The sequence below is a fragment of the Nitrobacter sp. CN101 genome (assembly GCF_055390255.1).
The window spans coordinates 448649-473296 of the sequence record NZ_AP038833.1; the positions used below are offsets into that span (position 1 = coordinate 448649).

Annotated in this window: 23 protein-coding genes; 13 read left to right on the plus strand and 10 right to left on the minus strand. The window is 61.0% G+C overall.

Going from position 1 to position 24648, the window contains the following annotated elements; genetic code table 11:
• Positions 1-4: 4 nt before the first annotated feature.
• Positions 5-607, plus strand: a complete 603-nt coding sequence (locus tag ACZ5IL_RS02100) for a septation protein A (protein WP_079445369.1) — start codon at positions 5-7, stop codon at positions 605-607.
• A 51-nt stretch (positions 608-658) separates the two neighbouring features.
• On the opposite strand, the gene ACZ5IL_RS02105 is transcribed toward ACZ5IL_RS02100, so the two are convergent.
• The 6 genes from ACZ5IL_RS02105 to ccmA form a co-directional block, all read right to left on the minus strand.
• Positions 659-1003, minus strand: coding sequence for a ComEA family DNA-binding protein (locus ACZ5IL_RS02105; RefSeq protein WP_464594869.1), 345 nt, complete (start codon positions 1001-1003; stop codon positions 659-661).
• Positions 1004-1141: 138 nt separating this feature from the next.
• Positions 1142-1735, minus strand: coding sequence for a DsbE family thiol:disulfide interchange protein (locus ACZ5IL_RS02110; RefSeq protein WP_464594870.1), 594 nt, complete (start codon positions 1733-1735; stop codon positions 1142-1144).
• Positions 1732-1911 carry a heme exporter protein CcmD gene (gene ccmD / locus ACZ5IL_RS02115; protein ID WP_464594872.1) on the minus strand — a complete coding sequence of 60 codons (180 nt, stop codon included), beginning with the start codon at positions 1909-1911 and terminating at the stop codon, positions 1732-1734. Before ccmD ends, ACZ5IL_RS02110 begins: the two co-directional genes overlap by 4 nt.
• A 5-nt stretch (positions 1912-1916) precedes the next feature.
• Entirely contained in the window at positions 1917-2648 is a 732-nt protein-coding gene (locus ACZ5IL_RS02120) for a heme ABC transporter permease (protein WP_079445372.1), read from the minus strand.
• A gap of 94 nt (positions 2649-2742) precedes the next feature.
• Positions 2743-3411 carry a heme exporter protein CcmB gene (gene ccmB / locus ACZ5IL_RS02125; RefSeq protein WP_464594874.1) on the minus strand — a complete coding sequence of 223 codons (669 nt, stop codon included), beginning with the start codon at positions 3409-3411 and terminating at the stop codon, positions 2743-2745.
• On the minus strand, positions 3408-4010 hold the full coding sequence (ccmA, locus tag ACZ5IL_RS02130) for a heme ABC exporter ATP-binding protein CcmA (RefSeq protein ID WP_464594875.1): 603 nt from the start codon (positions 4008-4010) through the stop codon (positions 3408-3410). The genes ccmB and ccmA overlap by 4 nt, the downstream gene beginning before the upstream one ends.
• A gap of 226 nt (positions 4011-4236) precedes the next feature.
• Here ccmA and acnA point away from each other — a divergent pair, with 226 nt between their 5' ends.
• From acnA to ACZ5IL_RS02150, 4 genes are all read left to right on the plus strand, one after another.
• Positions 4237-6954, plus strand: a complete 2718-nt coding sequence (gene acnA / locus ACZ5IL_RS02135) for an aconitate hydratase AcnA (RefSeq protein WP_464594877.1) — start codon at positions 4237-4239, stop codon at positions 6952-6954.
• Between the two features lie 275 nt (positions 6955-7229).
• On the plus strand, positions 7230-7985 hold the full coding sequence (locus tag ACZ5IL_RS02140; RefSeq protein ID WP_464596978.1) for a DUF1223 domain-containing protein: 756 nt from the start codon (positions 7230-7232) through the stop codon (positions 7983-7985).
• Positions 7986-8396: 411 nt separating this feature from the next.
• On the plus strand, positions 8397-8768 hold the full coding sequence (locus ACZ5IL_RS02145) for a DUF2794 domain-containing protein (protein ID WP_464594879.1): 372 nt from the start codon (positions 8397-8399) through the stop codon (positions 8766-8768).
• Positions 8769-9174: 406 nt separating this feature from the next.
• Positions 9175-9612 carry a hypothetical protein gene (locus tag ACZ5IL_RS02150; RefSeq protein WP_464594881.1) on the plus strand — a complete coding sequence of 146 codons (438 nt, stop codon included), beginning with the start codon at positions 9175-9177 and terminating at the stop codon, positions 9610-9612.
• 76 nt (positions 9613-9688) lie between these two features.
• Here the strand turns inward: ACZ5IL_RS02150 and ACZ5IL_RS02155 are convergent, their stop codons facing one another.
• Positions 9689-10756, minus strand: coding sequence for a glycosyltransferase family 4 protein (locus ACZ5IL_RS02155; RefSeq protein ID WP_464594882.1), 1068 nt, complete (start codon positions 10754-10756; stop codon positions 9689-9691).
• A gap of 291 nt (positions 10757-11047) precedes the next feature.
• Here ACZ5IL_RS02155 and ACZ5IL_RS02160 point away from each other — a divergent pair, with 291 nt between their 5' ends.
• From ACZ5IL_RS02160 to ACZ5IL_RS02175, 4 genes are all read left to right on the plus strand, one after another.
• Complete coding sequence (locus ACZ5IL_RS02160; protein ID WP_464594884.1) at positions 11048-12811, plus strand: ABC transporter ATP-binding protein; 1764 nt, start codon at positions 11048-11050, stop codon at positions 12809-12811.
• A 71-nt stretch (positions 12812-12882) separates the two neighbouring features.
• Positions 12883-15087 carry an amylo-alpha-1,6-glucosidase gene (locus ACZ5IL_RS02165; protein ID WP_464594886.1) on the plus strand — a complete coding sequence of 735 codons (2205 nt, stop codon included), beginning with the start codon at positions 12883-12885 and terminating at the stop codon, positions 15085-15087.
• A gap of 99 nt (positions 15088-15186) precedes the next feature.
• Positions 15187-15660, plus strand: coding sequence for a PRC-barrel domain-containing protein (locus tag ACZ5IL_RS02170; RefSeq protein WP_464594888.1), 474 nt, complete (start codon positions 15187-15189; stop codon positions 15658-15660).
• Between the two features lie 90 nt (positions 15661-15750).
• A complete protein-coding gene (locus ACZ5IL_RS02175; protein WP_464594890.1) occupies positions 15751-17007 on the plus strand; it encodes an MFS transporter in 1257 nt (418 codons plus the stop codon).
• Positions 17008-17038: 31 nt separating this feature from the next.
• Here ACZ5IL_RS02175 and ACZ5IL_RS02180 read toward each other — a convergent pair whose 3' ends face one another.
• Together ACZ5IL_RS02180 and ACZ5IL_RS02185 are read right to left on the minus strand one after the other, a co-directional pair.
• Positions 17039-19036, minus strand: a complete 1998-nt coding sequence (locus ACZ5IL_RS02180; protein ID WP_464594892.1) for a carbohydrate porin — start codon at positions 19034-19036, stop codon at positions 17039-17041.
• A gap of 318 nt (positions 19037-19354) precedes the next feature.
• On the minus strand, positions 19355-20173 hold the full coding sequence (locus ACZ5IL_RS02185; RefSeq protein WP_464594893.1) for a creatininase family protein: 819 nt from the start codon (positions 20171-20173) through the stop codon (positions 19355-19357).
• Between the two features lie 233 nt (positions 20174-20406).
• Here ACZ5IL_RS02185 and ACZ5IL_RS02190 point away from each other — a divergent pair, with 233 nt between their 5' ends.
• Genes ACZ5IL_RS02190 through ACZ5IL_RS02205 form a run of 4 tightly spaced genes read left to right on the plus strand, consistent with a single transcriptional unit; the run spans position 20407 to position 23839 of the window.
• The gene (locus tag ACZ5IL_RS02190; RefSeq protein WP_464594895.1) at positions 20407-21444 is read left to right on the plus strand and encodes an ABC transporter substrate-binding protein; all 1038 of its coding nucleotides are present in this window, start codon (positions 20407-20409) and stop codon (positions 21442-21444) included.
• Between the two features lie 12 nt (positions 21445-21456).
• Positions 21457-22263 (plus strand): ABC transporter ATP-binding protein, encoded by an 807-nt coding sequence (locus ACZ5IL_RS02195; protein ID WP_464594897.1) that lies wholly within the window; start codon positions 21457-21459, stop codon positions 22261-22263.
• Positions 22260-23096, plus strand: a complete 837-nt coding sequence (locus tag ACZ5IL_RS02200) for an ABC transporter permease (RefSeq protein ID WP_464594899.1) — start codon at positions 22260-22262, stop codon at positions 23094-23096. The genes ACZ5IL_RS02195 and ACZ5IL_RS02200 overlap by 4 nt, the downstream gene beginning before the upstream one ends.
• Positions 23096-23839 carry an AprI/Inh family metalloprotease inhibitor gene (locus ACZ5IL_RS02205; RefSeq protein WP_464594901.1) on the plus strand — a complete coding sequence of 248 codons (744 nt, stop codon included), beginning with the start codon at positions 23096-23098 and terminating at the stop codon, positions 23837-23839. Before ACZ5IL_RS02200 ends, ACZ5IL_RS02205 begins: the two co-directional genes overlap by 1 nt.
• Before the next feature lie 82 nt (positions 23840-23921).
• On the opposite strand, the gene radC is transcribed toward ACZ5IL_RS02205, so the two are convergent.
• Positions 23922-24632, minus strand: coding sequence for a RadC family protein (radC, locus tag ACZ5IL_RS02210; RefSeq protein ID WP_464594903.1), 711 nt, complete (start codon positions 24630-24632; stop codon positions 23922-23924).
• Positions 24633-24648 lie beyond the last annotated feature (16 nt).

The window sequence follows — 24648 nt, forward strand, 5'->3', positions numbered from 1 at the left end:
ATGGATGGACAAGAAGCAACCGCACCCGCTGTTCAAGCTTGCGACCGAACTCGGGCCGCTGCTGGTGTTCTTCGCCGCCAATGCGAAGTTTAACCTGTTCGTCGCAACGGCTGCGTTCATGGTGGCGATCACTGTGGCGATGATCGCCTCCTATGCGGTGACCCGACATATTCCGCTGATGGCCCTGGTCACGGGGGGCATCGTCATCGTGTTCGGTACGCTGACGCTGGTGCTGCACGACGAAACCTTCATCAAGGTAAAGCCGACCATCATATACGGGCTGTTCGCAAGCGTGCTCGGCGGCGGGTTGCTGTTCGGCCGCTCCTTCATTGCCATCATGTTCGATCAGGTGTTCAATCTGACGCCGCGCGGCTGGCGGCTGTTGACGCTGCGCTGGGCGCTGTTCTTTTTCGCGATGGCGATCCTGAACGAATTCATCTGGCGTACCCAAAGCACGGATGTCTGGGTCAACTTCAAGGTTTTCGGCGCGGTCCCGCTCACCATGATCTTCGCGATGATGCAGATGCCGTTGACCAAACGCTATCAGCTGGAGCCCGCCACGCTCGAGGCCAGCGACGCGAGGGAAGGCGATATCGGGAAAGGATAATCGCTTTCATCCTTCGCGGCTTGCGAGAGCAATCTGCAACGAAGGCGTGATTTACTTCGGTTGCGAAGCGATGATCTGGTCGGAGATCTTCTTGTAGGTCGCTTCGGGAAGAATCTTCTTGGAGACGAGCTGGTCCTTCTTGGCGTAAGGACGGCCGGCGATGATCTTGTCGGAATACTTGTCGCCGATGCCCTTGAAGGCCATCAGTTCTTCCTTGGTCGCGGTGTTGATGTCGAGCTTCTCCACGTCGGATTTCGCGGGCGCCATCTTGCTGGCAGGCGCCGTCCTGTCGGAGTGGGGAGCGGGCTGAAACGACTGGGCCATTGATGGTGAGGAAGCAAGCAGACCGAGCGCAAGAACGGCGGTGGTGATCGAGGCGAGCGTGTAACGGCGCATGAAAACCTCCCTGAGCGGGTGTTTGCTGGCGACGCCAAGTTAGCTGGGAATTTGCGGCGGCGGCATGGCCGTCAAATGAACGGCGGATAAATGCCCTGAATATTCTCGCGGTGTCTTCGTCGCGACGACAAAGCGATGTTACGAGCCCGCCTTCAGGGCCTTTTCGATTTCCGGCTTCAGCACCGCTTCGATATTTTGGGGCGTGATTTCCCCGACCAGCTTGTAGGCGATGGTGCCGTCGCGCGCGACCACGAAGGTCTCGGGCACGCCGTAGACGCCCCATTCGATCGAGGCCCTGCCATGGCTGTCGACGCCGACGACGTCGAACGGGTTGCCGTAGCGGCCGAGGAAGCGGCGGGCGTTCTCGGGGGCGTCCTTGTAGTTGATGCCGACGAATTGCACGCGCCGGTCCTTGGCGAACTCGGTCAGCAGCGGCGCCTCGCTATGGCAGGGGACGCACCAGGAAGCCCAGACATTCACCAGGCTGACCTTGCCCACGAAGGTTGTGGGGTCGATCCCCGGCACCGGCTTGCCATCCGCCACGAGGTCGGATAGCGGCGGTAACGTGGTTTTGGGCGCGGCACGGCCGATCAGCGCGGAGGGGATTCGCGAAATGTCGCTGTCGCCGAGTCGGAACCAGAACAAGAGTGCCAGTGCGGCAAAGACGACCAGCGGCAGCGCCATCAACCAACGTCGTTTGGGGGTGGCCGACGGAATTGCGGGGTCGGTCATTGAACCTCCGCAGCGCTGCGCCCCGATCGCCTGATGGCGCCCGCGGCTTCAAGGCCGCGCAGGCGCGTCTTCTGACGACGGTAGTCCACGATCACCCAGACAATGAGCGCCACAACCACGGTTGCGACCGATACATAGGAGGTTACGATGAAAGAGGCATAAGGACCGAGCGTCATGATCGTCACGCCGCCGACTTGCTGGCTTGCAGCATCTGCAAGGTGCGCACGCGTCGGCGCAGGATCTCATTCCGCATCGCCGCGATATGCAGCGTCAGGAACAGCAGCGTAAATCCAATCGCCATCACCAGCAGGGGGATCAGAAACGAGCGGTCGAGTGTCGAACCACCCATGCGGATAACCGAGGCCGGCTGATGCAGCGTATTCCACCAGTCGACCGAGAACTTGATGATAGGGATGTTGACCGACCCGACCAGCGTCAGCACCGCGGCGGCGCGGGCGGCGCGCGAGGGATCCTCAACCGCGCGCCATAGCGCCATCAGGCCGAGATACATCAGGAACAGGATCAGCACCGAGGTCAGCCTCGCATCCCATTCCCAATAGGTGCCCCACATCGGCCGGCCCCACAGTGATCCCGTCAACAGTGCGAGGAAGGTGAAGGCTGCGCCGATCGGAGCGGCGGTCTTGGCCGCGACGTCCGCAAGCGGATGCCGCCACACCAGCGTGCCCAGCGCGGCGATGCTCATCACACCCCACACGAACATCGACAGCCACGCATTCGGAACGTGGATGAACATGATTTTCACGGTCGCGCCCTGCTGGTAGTCGTCGGGCGCGATGGCGGACTGGTACAGGCCGATCGCGAGCACGAGCGCGGTAACGGCCACGAGCCACGGCAGAATCCGGCCGGCAAGCGTGAGAAACCGGGAGGGGTTGGCGAGATCAATCAGGGTCATGGCACCACTGATAGTCGCCGTAGCTACGTCAGGCAATGCGGATTTGCGCTCGGTTTCTTTCCTGAGCAAAAATTGATCGGCTGCCTCAATAGCCTCAATCCAGTCCGTGCCGCAGGCTGGCGGCGGCGGCAAAAGGGCCGATCACAAGGCTCGCCAGCGACAGCGCGCACAGAATCGAGAACGGCGTGCCGAACGGCGATGGTCCGGACACCGCAGCGTTAGAAGCGGCGACGCCGAAGATCAGTACCGGGATCGACAACGGAAGGACCAGCACCGAGAGCAGTAGCCCGCCGCGACGCAAGACGACGGCTAGGGCGGCGCCGATCATTCCGGTGAAAGTGAGCGCGGGCGTTCCTGCAAAGAGCGTCAGCGCCACGGCGCCGGTCGCGACGGCGTCGAGGTTGAGCAGAAGTCCCAGGATCGGCGTTGCGGCGACCAGCGGCAATCCTACCGCCAGCCAGTGCGCCAACGCCTTCGCGGCACAAGCCAGCTCTAGCGGCGTGCGGCTCATGACGATCAGGTCGAGCGAACCATCGTCGTGGTCGGCGGTGAATAGGCGATCAAGCGTCAGCAGGCTTGCGAGCAGCGCGCCGAGCCAGAGAATCGCGGGGCCGAGTTTTTTTAGGAGCGCGAGATCGGGGCCGACTGCGAACGGCATCAGCACCACGACGATAAGGAAAAACAGCACGCCGATCAGCGCGCCGCCGCCAACGCGCAGCGCGACGCGAATATCCCGGCGGACCAGGGCGGAGAGGGCGGTCATGCCATCCCCCCGATCCGCAGTTCCTGCACGGCAATGCCGAGCGGCGTATGGGTTGCGGCCAGAATGATGCCGCCGCCCGCGAGATGGCCGGTCATGATGGCGGCGAAAGCGGCTTGGCCGGTGACGTCGAGGGCCGAGGTGGGCTCGTCCAGCAGCCAGACCGGGCGCTTGACCACCAGCAGCCGGGCAATCGAGAGTCGTCGCCGCTGTCCCGCCGAGAGATAGGCTGCCGGCAGATGCGCAACATGATCGAGTCCGACCGCCGCGAGCGCATCCGATTCGCCAGATTTTCCGCCGCCGAGGAAGTCCCGCCAGAACGACAGGTTTTCGCTGACCGTGAGCGCAGGTTTCAAAGCATCGCGATGGCCGAGGTAGTGCGCCTGTTCGGGCAGCGTCAGCTCGGGATCGCCACCCTCCAGGCCGATCGATCCGCCCGCCATGGCCAACAGCCCGGCCAGCAGCCGTAGTAGGGACGTTTTCCCCGCGCCGTTGGGGCCGGTGATCGCCACCGCACGGCCCGACTCCGCCGCCACATCAAGGCCGACAAAAACCTCCCGCCCTCCCCTTACGCACCGCAATCCGTTCCCTGAAAGTCTCATGATGGTCCTGTTCGCGGAACTGATGTTTTTCCGTGGAAAGCTGAAAGGCGGGGGCACAGGCATTGTGGACGTGGCGGACGATCTGGAAAGACTCTATAAAACTGGAACTTGATGCAGCACAAAACGCGCCACAACGAAACCCCGGGGACTCGGCGCGTCAGCGGTGTTTTAATACCTTAAAAGTTTACCGGACCGGTGCCCCAGACTTTTTGGATCGGGATTTCACATGGCTTCGCTCGATAGCTTCAAATGTCTGAAAACCCTCAAGGTCGGCGGCAAGACCTATGCTTACTACAGTCTGCCGGCTGCGGAGAAAAACGGTCTCAAGGGCATCTCTCGGCTGCCCTATTCCATGAAGGTTCTTCTGGAAAATCTGCTGCGCAACGAGGATGGCCGCTCGGTGACGAAGGAGGACATCACCGCATTCGCCAAATGGCTGAAGAAGCGTAGACTCGAGCACGAAATCGCTTTCCGGCCTGCTCGCGTGTTGATGCAGGATTTCACCGGTGTGCCCGCGGTGGTCGATCTCGCGGCGATGCGCAATGCGATGCAAAGTCTCGGCGGCAAGCCTGAGAAGATCAATCCGCTGGTGCCGGTTGATCTCGTCATCGACCACAGCGTGATCGTGAACTTCTTCGGTGACAACAAGGCGTTCGCCAAGAACGTGGTGGAGGAATACAGGCAGAACCAGGAACGCTACGAGTTCCTGAAATGGGGCCAGAAGGCATTTTCAAATTTCTCCGTGGTTCCGCCCGGCACCGGCATCTGCCATCAGGTCAATCTGGAATATCTGGCGCAGACGGTGTGGACGAGGAAGGAAAAGCTGACGATCGGTCGAAAGACCGCCAGCACCGAGGTTGCCTATCCGGATACGCTGCTCGGCACCGATTCCCACACCACCATGGTCAACGGTCTGGCCGTGCTGGGCTGGGGCGTCGGCGGCATCGAGGCGGAAGCCGCCATGCTTGGTCAGCCGCTATCGATGCTGCTGCCCGACGTGGTCGGCTTCAAGCTCAAGGGCGTGCTCAAGGAAGGCGTCACCGCCACCGATCTCGTGCTCACCGTCACCCAGATGCTGCGCAAGCAAGGCGTCGTCGGCAAGTTCGTCGAGTTCTACGGACCTGGCCTCGATCATCTGTCGGTCGCGGACAAGGCGACTATTGCCAACATGGCGCCAGAATACGGGGCGACCTGTGGCTTCTTTCCGATCGATGCGGCGACCATCGATTATCTCAAGACTTCCGGCCGCACGGCGGCTCGTGTTGCGCTGGTGACGAAATACGCCAAGGCGCAAGGTTTGTTTCGCAGCGTCGCTTCGACCGATCCGGTATTTACCGAAAAGCTGACGCTCGATCTCGGAACTGTGGTGCCATCACTCGCGGGACCGAAGCGGCCTGAGGGCCGCCAGCCGCTATCGGCAGTCGCGGATGGCTTCGCTGTTGCGCTCGCAGACGAATACAGGAAGACCGACGCCACGGCGCGTTTCCCGGTTGAAGGCCGCAACTTTGATCTCGGACATGGCGACGTGGTGATCGCTGCGATCACCTCATGCACCAACACATCCAATCCGAGCGTGCTGATGGCTGCCGGGCTGCTGGCGCGCAAGGCAGCGGCGAGGGGACTGACCGCGAAGCCCTGGGTGAAAACTTCGCTGGCTCCGGGCAGCCAGGTGGTTGCCGAATATCTCGCGGCGTCAGGGCTTCAACTCGACCTCGACAAGGTTGGTTTTAATCTGATCGGATTCGGCTGCACAACCTGCATCGGCAACTCCGGGCCGCTGCTGGAAGAGATATCGAAGTCGATCAACGACAACGGCATTGTCGCCGCCGCTGTGCTGTCGGGTAACCGCAACTTCGAGGGCCGCGTGTCGCCGGACGTACAGGCGAATTATCTCGCCTCGCCGCCGCTGGTCGTCGCCTATGCGCTGGCGGGGTCGGTGACCAAAGATTTAAGCCGCGAACCGCTGGGGACGGACAAGGACGGCAAGCCGGTATACCTGAAGGATATCTGGCCGACTTCGAAGGAGATCAACGCCTTCATCAAGAAGTACGTGACCTCAAAAATCTTCAAGAAGAAGTACGCCGACGTGTTCAAGGGCGACGATAACTGGCGCAAGATCCAGACGGTTGCGAGCGAGACCTATCGCTGGAACATGAATTCGACCTATGTGCAGAACCCGCCTTACTTCGAAGGTATGAAAAAGGAGCCGGAGCCGATTGCGGATATTGTCGATGCGCACATTCTGGCGATGCTCGGTGACAAGATCACCACCGATCACATCTCACCAGCGGGCGCGATCAAGCTGACGTCGCCGGCCGGGAAATATCTCAGCGAACATCAGGTGCGTCCGGCTGATTTCAATCAGTACGGCACGCGGCGCGGCAATCATGAGGTGATGATGCGGGGCACCTTCGCCAATATCCGCATCAAGAACTTCATGCTCAGGGGCGCTGATGGCACCGTCCCGGAGGGCGGGTTGACCAGGCACTGGCCGGACGGCGAGCAGATGTCGATTTACGACGCGGCGATGAAGTACCAGCAGGAGAATGTCCCGCTTGTCGTGTTCGCCGGAGCCGAATACGGCAACGGCTCGTCGCGCGATTGGGCAGCCAAGGGTACGCTGCTGCTCGGCGTGCGCGCGGTAATCTGCGAGAGCTTCGAGCGCATTCACCGCTCCAACCTCGTCGGTATGGGCGTCCTGCCGCTGACTTTCGAGGACGGCGCGTCCTGGCAATCCCTCGGGCTCAAGGGCGACGAGACGGTGACGATTCGCGGCTTGCAGGGCAATCTGAAACCGCGCCAGAAGCTTACGGCGGACATCGTTTCTCGCGATGGTTCGCTTCGCCGCGTCTTGCTGCTCTGCCGCATCGATACGCTCGACGAGCTCGACTACTACCGCAACGGGGGTATCCTGCACTATGTGTTGCGCAAACTCGCAGCTTGACCTGCCGATCCGATTCCGACATTTGCATCGCGTTCAAGCGATGCGTTGGAATCAAGAGGATCTGCAGCGATGTGAACTGGAATGACCATCGTATCCGGAAATCGTGATCGCCGGGGCGATGATGTCAAATCGGTGCACTCATGCATGATGCCTTCACCGCGAATTGAGTGGCGGGCAAGCCAGGGGCAGCCTATCAAAATGCCGGCTTCTCGCATTTGGAGGCGTGCTTTTCCTTCATGCCGCCGGCACATTTCGTGCCGCTGTCTCGGTGGTTGATGATGTCTCGTGTTGGTTTGTCACGACTGTCCGGAGCGCTCGGGGTTTGTGCGCTTGTCGCGATCAGTCATCCCGCTTTGGCGGAGCCGCGCGCCGTGGTCGAACTGTTCACGTCGCAGGGCTGCTCCTCATGCCCGGCCGCCGACGAGATTCTTGGCGATCTTTCCAAGGATTCTTCGATCGTCGCACTGAGTATGCCGATCGATTACTGGGATTATCTCGGCTGGAAGGATACGCTGGCAGACAATCGCTTCACGGCGCGCCAGAAGGCCTATTCGCAGATGCGCGGAGACCGCGATGTCTACACGCCGCAGGTGATTGTCAATGGATCGGCCCATGTGATCGGCAGCGACCGCGAAGCCATCGAAAGGTCGGTCCGCGATACGCGGAAAAACCAGGATGTAATGTCGGTGCCGGTTTCAATGTCGGTGTCGGGTAGTCAGCTCAATGTGTCGGTCGCATCCGCCAACGGCAACCATCCCTCCGATCACGGCGAAATCTGGATATGCGCGATCTCGAAGGCGGTTCCGATTGCGATCGGGCGCGGAGAAAATAGCGGCCGCGAGGTGATCTACCACAACGTCGTTCGGAGCTGGCTCAAGGTCGGTGACTGGACGGGCGCGGCCGGTACCTGGGCGGTGCCGATGGAGAATATCGCCCACAATGGCGTCGATGCCGCGGTCGTCTATGTTCAGGACGGCAATCGCGAAAGGCCCGGTGCGATGCTAGGTGCGGCTTACACCTTGCTGCATTGATTTTCCGAGTTTCGGCTCCGCGTGATAAACGCGTCACGCCTCCTAGTCGGGGATGCTCTGAAAAGAAAAAGGACCGGCTTTGGCCAGTCCGCAATCGTCGGAACTCAAGTTCTGCGATTAGGCCCGATCCTGATGATCCCGGGGGGCTGGGGGCTGAGGATCCGGTCCCAAAAGAATCGGGCCATCGCAGAGTATGCTTTTTCACAGTTCAGCGGGGCGGTTGCTTGACGGAATTTGGGCTGTATTATGATTTTGGCTAACGTTCTTGTTTAGCCGCCGTCATAGCGGATGTTATGATTCGCTTGCGGAAGGAACCGGCTATCCTGCGCCACTTGCGAGACAAGAGGTGAGACCTCTTGCGGCAAGTCGCATCCGGGACGAGGATGTCATCAACCTTGACAGGAGGTGCCGATGAGTTCGCTGCCGGACGATTTCGATCCAGGGGAAAGCCGCCCGACGGAACGTGCCCCCGCCGTTGTTCCCGTTCCAAGCAGAGTGACGTTCAACCGTCTCGAACTCAATCGGATCCTCAATCTATATGGACGGATGGTCGCCGACGGCGATTGGCGCGATTATGCCATCGACTTCTTTAAGGACCGCGCAGTGTTCTCGGTCTTCCGCCGTGCCTCTGAGGTTCCGATTTATCGTATCGAGAAAGATCCGCGGCTGGCGCGCAAACAAGGCGCTTATAGCGTGATCTCAGCAAGTGGTCTGATTCTGCGGCGCGGTCACGAACTTGACCGGGTTCTGCTTGTCATCGACCGCAAACTGGCGCTGGTCTGATTCGGCGCGGGTCGGACAACCCGCTGACCCTTGGAAGAGGAGTTCGAACTGTCGCTTTCCCACAGCCGACGAAAATCAAAAGCGGGATAAACCTCAATCCGGGCTGACAAGGCAGCGATTTTTCCCGAGAATCGTTCGATCGGGGAAGCGATGGACGGGGTTGTTGGCGGTGGCTGGCGCGAGAAGACTTCTGGCCGGTTTTGCAATTGTCTCCGGTATGGCGCTGGTCTCCGTCGATGCCCATGCGGGATGGTGGTCGCGCGCGCCGGTTGACTTCGAGGATTGCGCGGCAGGCGCCGAAAAGAATGCGACCTCGTCCGAGGAGAAGGGCAGACGGCTCACGGCATGCGAGGCCCGATTCGCCGGCCGGCGGAAGCCCGGCGGAGGCTACACTTATTACGACTTCATGCAGAACCGGCATTTCGATATTGCGGGGCCGAACCCGACGACGGAAGAGCAAAGGCACATCGATGAGCAATATGCTGCTTTTCTCAAGGATCAGCGGCGCAGCATCATCGCGGCGGCGTTTTTCCAGAAGCGGCAACAGGCCGAGCAGGCTAATGCCACGCCCTTGGCTAGCGACAAAGCAGACCCCGTCAATATCAGGTTGGCGCCGGCGCCGAAAACACTTGTAAAGCGCCTCACCGTGCTTCCGCGCCCGCGCCCGAAGACGGCCCCTCATTGTGGGGACGATATTTTGTCGGCCTGTAACTGGTCAAGAATTTCAACCGGCGTGCAGGACCTCAAAAACGCTCTCTTCGGTTCTCTCGCGAAGACGAGCACGAACGATGCTCAGACCGTTCGTGCTCATCTGCCTGCTAAACCGGCTCAGACCGCCAAATGAATCCTGGGCGATGGCGCGGTGATCGCCGACCGCCTTGCCATCAGCCACATCGCAAGGGCCTTAGATCGCAAGGGCCTTAGTTGGCGTTGCTGACCAGCTTGATCCTCGGCGCCGTAGCCTCGATCAGGTTGCGATAGGCGTCCAGATAATCCAGCGCCATACGACGCGCCGTAAAGCGTGCCTCGAACTCTGCCCGGATGGCGGCGCGATCGAGCGTTGCCAAGCCGTGGACGGCGGCAACCGCGCTGATCTCGTCCTCGACAATAAAGCCCGTTCGCCCGTCCGAAATGATTTCGGCGACAGAGCCGCGATTGTAGGCGATGACGGGCGTACCGCACGCCATCGCCTCGATCATAACCAGACCGAAAGGTTCAGGCCAGGCAATCGGCACCAGCAGCCCGATGGCGCCGCTGAGGAAGTCCGGCTTCTCATGGTCGCTGATCTCGCCGATAAATTCCACCAGCGGATGATCCATCATCGGTCGGATGCATTCGTCGTAATAATCCTGGTCCGCGCGATCGACCTTTGCGGCGATCTTGAGCGGGATGCCGCATCGAATCGCGATCCTGATTGCACGGTCTACGCCTTTCTCCGGAGCGATGCGGCCGAGCACGGCAAGATAGCTCGGTTGGCCGGGGCGGGGTGTCAGCAGTTTCTCCGGAAGACCGTGGTAAACAGTACGGAGCCAGCGGGCCTGGGGCGCCGGGCGGCGTTGTGCGTTGGAGATTGAAATCAAGGGAATTGTTGAAAATTCGTTGAATACAGGCTGGAGCTCTGGAAGATCGAGGCGGCCATGCAGCGTCGTGAGAAAGGGCGTCGGTTGCCTCGAAAACAGGGAGAAGGGATAGTAGTCGAGGTGAAAGTGGAGAAAGTCGAACTCTCTATCGTCGCATTTCCGGCGGACCCGTTCGAGCATCACCATATGCAGGGCGTTCGGATCGCGCACGGCACCATCTAGCCGCAAGGCTCTCGGCCAGGTCGCATCCAGACGAGCCGAGGTGAGAGAATCGCCGCTGGCGAAAAGAGTCACGTCGTGGCCCAACGCGACAAGTTCCTCTGTCAACCAGTGCACCACACGTTCGGTGCCGCCATACAATTTCGGGGGAACAGCTTCCGTTAGCGGGGCAACCTGCGCGATGCGCATCTAGCAGTCTCCTGTGATTTGTTCATGGCACTTCCGGTCAGCGGGCGGAGGCATCGGGGTTTATCGGGATTCAGGAACGTTCTCGGATTTGAGAGGTTCCTATCTTCTGTGCAACTTCTTCCACATTGTCGTCTTGGTGATGCCATCACTGCCTTGCAAATAGCCTATGCAGGCTTTGCAACGAAGTTTCTGCGCATTGACGGCTTTTCTGAGGGTCTTGTGCGGCATTGTCGAACAGGATCCCGAGCAGACGTCCTCTGGTGAACTTTCAACGCAGCTCGGTAGGAATGCATGGACGATTTCTCGGGATACGCCAGTCGGCCCTTTGCATTCGTGATGGGTTATTGCCGCCGGCGGTCAGCGTCGCACATTGGGATCCTTTTGTGCGTCGTGGCTGCGGTGGTGTGTTCAGTGGGAACGCAATACGGCGTCAAATCGCTGGTCGATGCGCTGGCGCACGGGCCAGCGCATAGCGGGGCGGTATGGCTGGCATTTATCTTTCTTGTGTCGCTAATCGCCGCCGATAATTTTCTCTGGCGCGTGGCGAGCTGGGTCGCGAGCTTCACTTTCGTCGGTGTCACCGGCGATTTGCGCCGCGATATCTTCAAGCACCTGACAGGTCATGCGCCGAGTTACTTCGCCAATCGGATGCCGGGGATGCTAACAAGCCGAATCACGGCGACTTCGAACGCCGTGTTTACCGTCGAAAATATGCTCGCCTGGAATGTGTTGCCCCCCTGCATCGCGACTATTGCCGCGATTGCGCTGATTGGAACCGTCAGTCTGCCGATGGCGGGCGGGCTGATGATCATGGCGGGCATCATGGTCGTCGCGATGTTCAAAATGGCGGCGGCAGGCAAACCCTTGCATGACGATTTCGCCAACAAGGCCGCGGCGGTTGACGGCGAGATGGTCGATGTCGTCAACAACATGCCGCTGGTCAGGGCTTTCTGCGGGATTGATCACGAGCATGATCGTTTCGATGCGACCGTCGGCCGCGAGCTGAGCGCGCGCGGACGAAGTCTTCGCTATCTCGAGAAACTCAGGCTCGCCCACGCCGCCATTACCGTCGCGCTGACCATTTCGCTGCTGGCTTGGGCCATCACGCTGTGGCACCACGGCGGTGCCACCACCGGCGATGTCGTGCTGGTCTGCACGCTCGGCCTGTCGATTCTGCACGCGACCCGCGATCTGGCGGTCGCCCTCGTGGATATCACCCAGCATATCGCGCGCCTGTCTGAAGCGGTCGCGATGCTGCTGATCCCGCACGAATTGACCGATCACCCGGAAGCGGAGCCGTTGCAGAAAAGCGGCGCGGCTATCGCGTTCAACAACGTTTCGTTTCGTTACCCCGGGAGTCCATCCGTTTTCAAGCGGTTCAATCTTAGGATTCAGCCAGGGCAACGCGTCGGATTGGTTGGAGAATCCGGCGGCGGCAAGTCGACGCTATTCGTCATGTTGCAGCGGTTCTACGATCCGGAGCGCGGAAGCGTAACGATCGACGATCAGGATATCTCGCGAGTTACACAGCAGAGCCTGCGCGCAGCCATATCTGTGGTGCCGCAGGATATTTCACTGTTTCACAGATCCATTCTGGAGAACATCCGCTACGGCCGTCCGACTGCAACTGACGACGAGGTGCTACGCGCGGCCATCGCGGCGCGTTGCGATTTCGTCGAAACCCTGCCCGAAGGGCTGGCGACTATGGTCGGCGATCGCGGCGTAAAACTGTCTGGTGGCCAGCGTCAGCGCATCGCCATCGCGCGCGCGTTCCTCAAGGATGCGCCGATCTTGCTGCTTGACGAGGCGACCTCGGCGTTGGACAGTGAATCCGAAGAGGCGATCCGCGAGGCGCTCGGCCATTTGATGCGAGGCCGCACAGTGATCGCGATCGCGCACCGGCTTTCGACCTTGCGCAATTTCGATCGCGTGGTCGTGCTCAAGAACGGCAAGATCATCGAAGACGGTCAACCTGCTTGTCTGATGCGCAAAGACGGACACTACCGGAATCTCGTCGCCAAGGAGATGAGCCGCCTCTCTGTTCACGCGGCTTAAAGTCCTGATCGCTGTCAAGCGTCGGGCGTTGGCCGGCGCCGTACGATCAGGAATTCGGCAAGGGGCAGGTGATGGCAACAAAACGCGCGGCTCAGATCACGATCACGCCGTTGTCCGATGTTCTTGCGGTGGAGTCGCCGTTCTATATTCCGATGACCGGGCCTTCCGCCCGCCCGCGCCGCACGTTGAAGCACGATGATACGTTCGTTGTGCTGGATAGCCACGGCGATATCGGAGCTTCCGCGGGGGGGCCCGACGGGCTTTTCAATACCGACACGCGCTATCTTGCTCGGCTGGAGCTGGTTCTCAACGACATGCAGCCGCTGCTGCTTGGCTCCAATCTGCGCAACGATAATTCCGGCCTGACGGTCGATCTGACCAATCCGGATATCTACGACGGCGACCGGCTCGTATTCCGCAAGGATACGATACATATCGTGCGCACGATCTTTCTCTGGCGCGGGATCGCGTATCAGAGGATCGGCATTCAGAACCATGGCGAGCAGACCGCGAGCTTCGATCTCTCCCTGCTGTTCGACAACGATTTCGCTGATTTGTTCGAGGTGCGCGGCGAACGACGTGCGCGCCGCGGCGTCGGCAGCGGCGAACTGTCCGGTCCCGCCACCGTCGTTCTGTCCTACATTGGTCTCGATGACATCGTTCGGTCCTCGCGCCTGCACTTTGACCCGCGGCCGACGCACCTTGCCGTCAATAGTGCGATCTATCACCTCGATCTGCCACCGCAGCAGTCCACCGCCATATTTCTTACCGTGTCCTGCAACACGCCGGCAACGGAGGTGCCCGGTCCGTTCTTTCGGGGATTGCTGGCGCATCGCCGTGAAATGCGACGTGCGTGGTCCGGTGCGACAAATATCGAAACCTCGAACAACATCTTCAACGAGGTGCTGTGCCAGTCGATGGCCGATCTGAATATCCTGATGACGCAGACGCCGCACGGCCGCTATCCCTATGCCGGGATCCCCTGGTATTCGACGACGTTTGGGCGGGACGGACTGATAACGGCGTTGCAGATGTTGTGGATTGACCCCGGCATCGCACGCGGCGTTCTCAGAAGGCTCGCGGCATTTCAGGCACAGGCCGTCGATCCCCTCGTGGACGCGGAGCCTGGAAAGATTCTTCACGAAATGCGCGGCGGAGAAATGGCCGCGTTGCGTGAGGTGCCGTTCGAGCGATACTACGGCAGTGTCGATTCGACGCCGCTGTTCGTGCTGTTGGCGGGGCTTTACGTCGAACGCACGGGCGACGAATCGATCCTGAATGAGCTGTGGCCGGCGATCGAGGCTGCGTTGGGCTGGATTGATGGTCCCGGCGATCCGGATGGCGACGGCTTCGTTGAGTACCGGTGCGCGTCCGAACAGGGGCTCGCCAATCAGGGCTGGAAGGATTCGTTCGACGCGATCTTTCATGCCGACGGCACGCTTGCTGAGGGCAATATCGCACTGGCGGAGGTGCAGGGTTATGTCTTCGCCGCCAAGCGATCGGCGGCGCGATGCGCGCGTGCTCTCGGTCTCACCGACCGCGCCCGTGAACTGGAGCGGGTCGCCGATCGTTTGGCGGCCCGGTTCGAGGAGGCCTTCTGGTTGCCGGATTTGCGCACCTACGCGCTGGCGCTAGACGGGAAGAAACGCCCCTGCAAAGTGCGGACGTCCAACGCCGGACAATTGCTGTTCACCGGTATCGTCCAGGAAGAACGGGCGAGGATGGTCGCCGCCGATCTGATGCGGCCGGCGTTTTTCACCGGATGGGGAATTCGTACCGTTTCTATCGGGGAAGCGCGTTACAATCCGATGTCCTATCACAATGGCTCGATCTGGCCGCACGACAACGCGCTGATCGCGCTCGGGCTCGCGCGATATGGCCTGAAGCACTCGGTTGAGCACGTTTTCAAGGGGCTGTTTGATGCGGCTTCCTATATGGATTTGCGGCGGCTGCCAGAACTGTTCTGCGGCTTCCGGCGTGAGCCGCGGCGTGGGCCTACGCTCTATCCCGTCGCCTGTTTGCCGCAGGCATGGGCGAGCGCCACGCCTTTCACGCTGCTCGAAGCGGCGCTGGGTCTGGAGTTCGATGCTGCAAGGAACGAGATAAGGCTGCGCAACCCGCGGCTTCCCGTATTCCTAAACGAGGTGATCCTGCGTGGGCTGCATCTCGGAGAATCCAGTGTTGATCTGCGTCTGCGCCGTCATGATGAGGACGTGTCGCTCGAGGTGTTGCGGACGCGAGGCCACATTCAGGTGTCGATCGTGATGACGCGCTAGGACGGACGGTCGCAAGGAATTGACCGCGTATGCAAGCATCGCGGGTTTTGACAGCGAGGATTCATGTCTCGAAATGGCTCGACGAACGTCGTTGTTTTGATGGCCGCCGCCCTGATCTGCGCTATCCCAAATGCGATGGCTGACGAAACCGGTTCGCCGCCGGCGAATCCCGTCCCCGCTAACCCGCCGGCGGCTGCAAAGCCCTCGGGCGAGACAACGCCGCCGCCATCGATCACCGTGATCAGTCCCGCCGATGCGCATGGCGTGCTGGGACGCGACGTGCGGAGCACGGGCGGTCAGAACATGGGGCGGATCGTCGAGGTGATCGTGGATCGGGCGGGCGTGGTTCGCGCCGCCGTAATCGATTTCGGCGGCTTCCTCGGGGTCGGCAGCCGGAAGATCGTGGTCGACTGGAACGCGCTCCACTTTGGAGGGGTTAAGGGCAAGAGCGACAGCATTAGCCTCGAACTGACGCAGGACCAGGTGAGGGCGGCGCCGGAATACAAGGAGGGCGCGTCAGTTGTGGTGCTGGGCGCGTCGGGAACCCTGCAGCCCCTTAATATCGGTCCTTGATCAGGAGGATATCCGATCTGTTTTGCGCGACGGGCCCGTCGATCGTCCGATCCGGATAGCGCGCGCCCGCGTCGGGCGGGCGCAGAGGGCGTGAGTCCGTCGCCGGTGGCAAGCGCGCGGGGCCATCATCCCTCGGCGCAAAGCCAGCGCGGCCTCGATTGGTTCATCTTCTTCCTTGCAGACGTGCAGACCGGTTTCGGTCCCTTCGTCGCGGTCTATCTCACCACGCAGAAGTGGACGCAATCCGAGATCGGACTGATCCTGTCTATCGGCGGGATCGTCGGGCTGATCGGTCAGATGCCGGGTGGCGCCGTCATCGATGCGGCCCGCTCGGAGCGTCTGGTCGCGGGGCTTGCTGTCGCCACGATCGGTCTCAGCGCGCTCGCCTACGCGGCGTGGCCGATCTTTCCGGTGATCGCGCTAGCGGCGATCCTGCATGCCGCGGCGAGTTGCGTGCTTGGACCTGCGATAGCCGCCATCAGCCTCGGACTTGTGGGACCGGAAGCGATCGGCGAGAGACTCGGACGCAACGCGCGCTACGCATCGCTTGGCAATGGCGTGGCTGCGGGGGTGATGGGTGTCGTCGGATACCTGCTATCGAGCCGCGCCGTGTTCGTGGTGAGTTTCGTGTTTGTGATCGCGACGCTGCTTTCGCTGGCGCGAATCCGCGACCGGGAGATCGATCCGGAACAGGCCCATGGTGCCATTGCGCGCGCGAAGCCGGATCCCGATGCGACCAGCATCGTGCATCTTCTGCATCAGCGGCCGCTGGTCGTTTTTGCCTGCGTGGTTTTCCTGCTCCAGTTTGCCAATGCGGCCATGCTGCCCCTGACGGCTGGTATCGTGACCGCGCGCTCGAGTCAGGGTGCGCCGATGCTGATTGCGCTCTGCATTATCGTTCCGCAAGCGATCGTCGCTTTGATATCGCCTTCCGTCGGCCGCAAGGCGCAGGTATGGGGACGCCGCCCGCTGCTCATGATTGCCTTCGCCGCGCTGGCCGCTCGCGGAACGTTGTTTGCGACGATCCACGATCCGTCGCTGCTGGTCGCTGTGCAGGTGCTGGATGGCATCACGGCTGCGGTCTTCGGCGTCATGATTCCCCTCATTGTCGCCGATGTTGCCTTCGGTTCAGGTCACTTCAACCTTGCGCAGGGCATCATCGGCACGGCCACCGGAATAGGCGCGTCGCTCAGCAACGTGGTTGGCGGCTACGTGAGCGATCACTTCGGACATGGCATCGCGTTTCTGCAATTGGCCGCCGTCGCGTTATTGGGCCTGCTTGTGGTGTGGACCCTCATGCCGGAAACCGCGCCTCGCGGAGGGAGCGAAGCAAGGGTCGTAGGGTGAAAACCCCGATAGCTCTCGAAAGAAATTATTTTCAAAACTCGCCGTGCAGCCGCCCGGAGAATACATGCACGGGGCCGCGGTCGGCGTTGTAGGCGGGGTTCGTAACAAGCTGATAGTCGGCGGTCAGCGTGAACCATTTGTTCAGCGCGTAGGCATAGTACGTTTCCAATATGCGCTCGCGGCTGTAATTGAGCTGGCCGTCGCCGATGAGAATGCCAAGGCCGCCGGCTGCGATGAAATCGCGATGATCCCGTGACAGACCGTTGATCGCGCCGCCGATGCCGATCACGTCGTCCGGCCGGCCCCATCGTGTGCCCTTGATCGAGGTTCCCAGCGAGAGGCTGGCGTCGATGTCGGTGAACGCCATGATCTCGGTCTTGCCGTCATTCCAGCTCCAGCGTCCGAATAGCCCGACGTCGTCAGTGACGACCTGCTCGACGCTGAAGACGTACCCGTACTTGATGCGCTCGGTACGAGTCAGCGCGATATTGAGATTGAACGCGGGGTTGTTCAGCGTGTCACGATAGCTGCCCATATAAGCGCTGTTGAGCCAGCCGATGGCGCGGAGCTTGCCCGGCTGGCCCAGCAGCGAATAGCGCGTCTCCAGTTCCAGCACATACTCGCCGCGCTGAAACAGGTTAGAATCGAAGCTGTTGGAGTTTGACTCAGAAACCATCAGAAAATAGCCGCCGCGCAGCGCCCATTGTTTCTGATTGAGTTCAGCGGTGGCACCGTAGCTAAGGCCAACCTTGTCTGCGGAGTAGTCGAAGGCGCCCGGCGCCCACAGCGCCCAGTTCATGAAGTCCTTGCGGGTGTCCTTGGCAAAGTCGTTGCCGTCGAACACGTCGAGAACGGCGAACTTGCCAGCTTGCAGCGTCAGCCGCGAGATATCGGCCTTTTCCGACAATTGGGTTGGTCCGTTGTCCAGCTCTTCCTGCTCGCCACCGAGGCCGAAGGTCTGACGTGCGAACAGCCGAGTGGTGTTGTAGTGCGGATAAGGAAAGTTGGATCTTTGCGCCTCGCCGTTTGTAAAGCCTCCTAGGCCGACGGTGTCGTTGAAGCCAAAACCCTGAAGCAACTCGGGATTATAATAGACCTCGCCGCCGTCCCATAGCCGGGCGTTCAGAAACAGGCTGTTGCTCCAGGTCGCCTTATATTGGGAGGCAGGCGTCAGGCTGTTGCTGCCGCTGTAGGGCGCGGGGAAAGATGGATAACCTTGGCCGAGGTAGGTGGTCTGGCCGTGAATTTCCCAGCGATCCGATTCGGGATCGGTGAGTGAGGCCGCCGAAAGGGTGGCGCTGGCCGGGTTTAGATCGAGCTTGCGGTTTAGGCCGACGCGGATCGACTGAAAATCCATGGTCGCGGTGTATTGCGCAGCCGATGGAAACTGAACGCTTGTTCCGTCGAATCGGTAGTAAAGATATTCAAGCCGTGCGCTCCAGTGCGGCGCGAAAGCGTATTCAAGCCCCGCGCCAGCGGTCCAGCCATAACGGGCGCCCAATGTTTTCTCCCGATCGCCCGACGGCAGATCGTTCAGGTAACGCTCACCGGCAAAGGCAAAGCCGCCGGTGGCATAAGCAAGCCACGGACCCGTGGCGTAACCGATGCGGCCGCGTGCCGATCCGATGAAGTCCCACTGGTGCGTGACGTCGGAGCGCGCTGTCGCGAGCTTTGAGACAATCGAATTTGATCCGATGTAGCTCGGAAATGAGATATCGGTTTCGGTGCCGAGCAGTAGTCCCGAGGGGAGCCAGAGGTTGTAGCCGCCCTGAACGCCGCCGATCAGCCCGCCGAAATCGTTGCGGCCAGTGACCAGCGCGGGGTCCGAGATTGTCGCGGCCGATCGGCCGCCACCGAACCCGGCATGGGCGCCAAAATAGAGACCGGTCCAGTCGACCAGCGGCTGGGCCATGGCTTTGGCCGGTTGGCGGGATACACCGACATCGGTGGCGACGGCCGTGCCGGTCAGCGTGCCCAGCACCACGCCGGCCAGCATAAGCCGTAGCAGGACCGGCCGGACTGCATTCATTGGACCGTTTGCTCAGACCAGTAAGACACCGTGGTGGTCATTGTCGTCCCATTCGACCGCGCCCCGTTTCGACCGCAATGCGCCACAGGTCTCTTCGGGTGGCAAGGCGATGGCCGATCCGCGACCAATTTGATACCGCCATTCTGCCTTCGATCCGTCTGCGGACCAGGTCCAGTTAAAATTATCCCGAGTTATTATTGCAACTAATTTGCAATAGCAACTATCAACAAAGCATGTCGATACATCCCATCTCCTGATGACACCGGTTCGACCCAGCCCTCTAGGAGGCACTGCGATGACGTGAAGGCCGAGAGCAAGTCACGTCGGATCGCGCGGGCCAGCTTTGAGTTGTGCCGGATCGAACCTCGCCATGTCGGCCAGCAATTCGCAGAAAGCGCGTGCGCCATGCTCGAGCAGCCGCTCGCCTTTCTCCGCGGAGGCCTGCGTCGCATCGCCCACCGCGCCGCTCGGGTGAAGGTCCTGCGTCTGCCAGGCAAACGGCGCGGGCCGCTGCGTGCCGAGCCAGCGATAGGTCTTTTCGATTGCGATGCTCGCGGGGCGGAAGTCGGCGATGCTGTCGCGACGGACCTCGGCGGGATAGCGTGCCAGCATGATCGAGGTTTCGACCGCGCCGCCGTGAATGCCATGGCGCAATTCCTCCGCATCAAACAGGTCATCCGGTACTCCGAAGCGCGACCATGCGGTGGTGACCGCGAGCATACGATGCCGCGCGCGCAAATCCTGCGCCACCATCGTCATCGCGGCGCTGTTGCCGCCATGACTGGACACCATCACGATCTTTCTGATTCCGCGCCGCGCCACCTCCTCGCCGAGCGTGGTCCAGGCCCTGAGCGCTGCCTCGCCGGTCAGCGTCTGGGTGCCCGGAAAATCCATGTGTTCAGTGGAAATGCCGACGGACTCCACGGGCATAAAGGTCGCGGGTGTATCCTGCGGCAGCAATTCGCGGACCTTTGCAATATAGGCGTCTGCGATCAGTACGTCGGTTGTGAGTGGCAGATGTGGCCCGTGCTGCTCGGTTGCGGCCAGGGGCAGCACCGCGATCCAGTTTGCGGCGTTCTCGGGTGCAACGCCGGGCCAATGGATGGTCAACCAGTCGAAGGGGGGCGTCCGGATCATCTCGCGCAGCGTTTCATTGAACGAGAACGCAGATTATAGCGTTTCAAGCAACGTGGACACCGTTTCGCGTGAAAACACGTCTTCAAATCCAAACCATAAAGCCTGCTTCTGTTTCTTCAGAAACCGAAAGGCTCTAAGTTGATATGTCCGATCAAGGTTGCGGGCTGAAACCAGCGGGCGGGCCGGTGTCGGTCGATTCCTGTCATGGGCCAGAAAGATCGAGGAGCCGAAGGATGAGCCTTGCCGTTTCGCTGCGAACGTTAACCGCCGCAATCGTGCTTGCGCTTGGCATCACGCCATCGGTCGCGGCTGAACCGGCGCTGGACAAAGTTTCCTTTGGCACGAACTGGGTCGCTGAGGGCGAGCACGGCGGTTTCTTTCAAGCCCTGGCCGATGGCACCTACAAAAAGTTTGGTCTGGACGTGACCATTGTTCCGGGTGGCCCCAATGTGAACAACCGGGTTCTCCTGATTGCCGGCAAGCTCGACTTCTTCATGACCGCGAACACCATGCAGTCGTTCGATGCGGTTGCCAATAACGTGCCCGTCGTGGCGGTCGCTGCGATGTTCCAGAAAGATCCGCAGGTTTTTCTCGCGCACCCGGAATCGAAGGTGACGACAATCGAGGACCTGAAGCCGCTCACCTTGTTTGTGTCAAAGGAAGGCATCACCAGCTATTTTCAGTGGCTCAAATCAGAACATGGATTCAGTGCGGAGAAGGTCAAACCTTATACCTTCAACGCTCAGCCCTTTCTCGCCGATAAAGGAAGCGCGATGCAGGGCTACGTCACCTCTGAGCCATTTGCGGTGGAGAAGCGGGCTGGCTTCAAGCCGACCGTGATTCTGCTAGCCGACGCCGGATTCAACCCATATTCGACGTTGATCGAAACCCGCCGCGATCTGGTCGAGAACAAACAGGATCTGGTACAGCGCTTCGTCGACGCCTCGATCGTCGGCTGGTATACATACCTCTACGGCGACAACACCGCCGGCAATGCCACGATCAAGAAGCTCAATCCAGAAATGACCGACGACCTCTTGGCGTATTCCGTAGCGAAAATGAAGGAGTACGGAATCGTCGATTCCGGCGACTCCCAGCGCGATGGCATCGGCGCCATGAACGACGCGCGCTATGCGAGCTTCTTCGACATGATGGTGCGGGCCGGTGTGGTGCGCCGGGACATCGATTTCCGCAAGGCCTACACGCTGCAGTTCGTCAACAAGGGCGTCGGCCTCGATTTGCGGCCCAAAAACTTGCAGCCCGCGAAATAGCGCCCGCAGCCGATGATCGAGCACGCAACAGCGTTGTCCGCAGCCGGCACATGCCCGCGCGCGGGAGACGCGGTAAGCCTGAAGGGCGTCACGAAACGCTATGACCGCGGCGTCGCGGCGCTGGGACCTGTCGATTTCACCGTGCGCAGAGGCGATTTCGTATCGCTGCTCGGGCCGTCCGGCTGCGGGAAATCGACCGCGCTGCGGATCATCGCCGGATTGAGCGATCCGACCTCCGGCACGGTTTGCGTTGCCGGCGGCAGGCGCTCCATCGGCTTCGTATTTCAGGAGCCGACGCTCATGCCATGGGCCAGCGTTCGCGACAACGTGGCGCTGCCGCTGAAACTGACGCACCGGCCGCGCGCCGACATCGGCGGCTGCGTCGAGGCTGCTCTGGCGCGGGTGGGCCTTGCAGAGTTCGCCGCCGCCTATCCGCGCGAACTGTCCGGCGGCATGAGGATGCGGGCATCGCTCGCCCGCGCCCTCGTCACTGACCCGGACGTTCTGTTGATGGACGAACCCTTCGCGGCGCTCGACGAGATCACCCGCTTCCGCCTCAACAACGATCTGCTCGCGCTGTGGCGCGATTTGCGAAAGACCGTCATCTTCGTCACGCATTCGGTGTTTGAGTCGGTCTATCTCGCACGCCGCGTCGTGGTGATGACGCCGCGTCCCGGCCGCATCAGCGCCGAGTACTGCATCGACACGGCCGAGCCGAGGGACGAGAACTTCAGAACCTCGGCGGAATACGGAGCGTATTGCCGTGAGGTGTCGGCCGCGCTGTCACTGGCCATGGGCAAGGGAGCGCATCGCCGATGACGGCATCCAGCCCATCGGCGCCGGCCGACAATGAGCCATCACAGAGCGCTCGGGGGACGCCGGTGGCACGCGTGCTGTTGCCGGTGATCGTGTTGGGGGCCGGCGTCCTGGTATGGCATTGGATCGTGGATGCCTACGAGATTCCGCCCTATGTGCTGCCTGGCCCAGTGCTGGTGGCGGCGACGCTGGTGGAAGACTGGCCGGTCCTGTGGCACTCGCTGCTGACAACCTTACTGACCACGGTGGAGGGCTTTGCCGCCGCCGCCGCAGGCGGGATCGTGCTGGCGCTGCTGTTCAACCAATCGAAATGGCTCGAACAGGCCTTCCTGCCCTATGCGATCGTCCTGCAGGTCACGCCGGTGATCGCGATTGCGCCGCTCCTTTTGATCTACCTGCCGCAGCAGACCGCGGTCGTCGTTTGCGCCTGGATCGTTGCGTTCTTTCCGGTGCTGTCAAACACCACGCTCGGTCTGAACTCGGTCGACCGCAGCCTCGTCGGCCTGTTTCAACTCTACGGGGCATCGCGGCTGCAGACGCTGCGTCATCTCAAACTGCCGGCGGCCCTGCCGTACATTCTCGGCGGGTTACGCATTGCCGGCGGCTTGTCGTTGATCGGCGCGGTGGTTGCGGAAATCGCGGCGGGTTCGGCCGGCGCCGGGTCGGGTCTGGCCTACAGAATTGCGGAGTCCGGCTACCGGCTCAACATTCCGCGCATGTTCGCGGCGTTATTGTTGCTCTCTGTGGCTGGCATTGTCATTTATATGTTCCTTGCGACAGTGTCGTATCTGATGTTGCGGCGCTGGCACGAAAGCGCGCTCGGGAGGGAAAACTGATGGCCGCCCCTGTCTTCCTGGACAAGATCGATGGCGGCAGAACGCCAGTGTGGCGGAAGTGGAGACCTGTTCTTGTCGTTGTGGCGATGTTGATGGCTTGCGGACCGGTCGCATCGGCGCAGGATGCATCCGCCTTGAAAAAAAACATGATCGGGCAGTGGGAGTTGTCCACGACCGAACGCAGCAAAACTTGCGTGGTGACGCTCAGGGGCGAGACGTTGCCGCAGGGTTTCAAGATCGATCTTGAGCCGGGCTGTGCGGCGTCGCTACCGTTTACGAAGGACATTGCAGCCTGGACTGTCGCGGGCCTCGATATTGTGCGCTTGCAGACCGCGACCGGACAGCCGGTGGTCGATTTCACCGAAGTCGAGAGCGGAATTCTCGAAGGCCGGCGGGAGAATGAGGGCATTTACATCCTGCAAAATCTCGCCGAGGCCCGTTCGCTCGCCAGATCGATGGACCAGATGATTGGCGACTGGACGTTCGTCCGCGGCAACGGTAAGCCGATCTGCGGCATCACGCTGACGAACACCGAAGTCCCACCGGACAATTTCCAGGCATTCCTTAAGCCCAAATGCGATGAGGCGATCGCGAACCTCAAGCCAGAGCTCTGGCGTCTGGAGCGCGGTGAAATCCTTCTGATGTCGGCGAGCGGCGAGACCTGGCACTTCCAGGCCGACGACAACGCACAGTGGCGGCTGGTTCCCGACAGCGCCAATCCGCTGATTCTCATGCGGCAGTAGCCCAGCTACCGTTCGGGTGGGTGGTCCGTCCGGCGGCTGTGATGCACCCCACGGTACGCACCGCTTGGCGTGGCGTTTTTCGCTAGATCAGCCGCAACCCTTTCAGACTGGCGTGGCCGTTCTTGCCGACAATGATGTGGTCATGCACGGAGATCCCGAGCGGTGACGAAATGTCGATAATCGATTTGGTCATTTGGATGTCGGCCTGCGATGGCGTCGGATCCCCGGATGGATGGTTATGCACCATGATGATCGAGGTTGCGGATAGCTCGAGCGCACGCTTGACGACTTCGCGAGGATAAACCGGAGTATGATCGACGGTTCCGACCTGTTGCAACTCGTCTGCGATAAGCTGGTTGCGCTTGTCGAGGAACAGGATGCGGAACTGTTCCTTGTCGGCGAAGGCCATCGACGTTCGGCAATAGTCGATCACCGCGGTCCACGACGACAGTACTGTCCGCTGCTTTAGCTGTCCTTTGGCCACACGACTGGCACTTGCCGCGATCAGCTTGAGCTCGATGATCGCCGACTCACCAAGACCGCTGATCTCACGAAGCCGAGCGTCGGGCGCATGAACCACCTCGGCGAATGATCCGAATCTGCCAATCAGGGACTTGGCCAGTGGTTTGACGTCGCGGCGGGGCAACGCGCGAAACAGCACCATTTCGAGCAGTTCGTAATCGCTGAGCGCGTCCGGCCCGGCGTCGCGGAAGCGCTCGCGCAATCGTTCGCGATGGCCGTGATAGTGCGGCGCTTCGGCAAATCCTGCGGGGTTGTCGGCCTTTGCGGGCATGGATGGAGCGAACCAG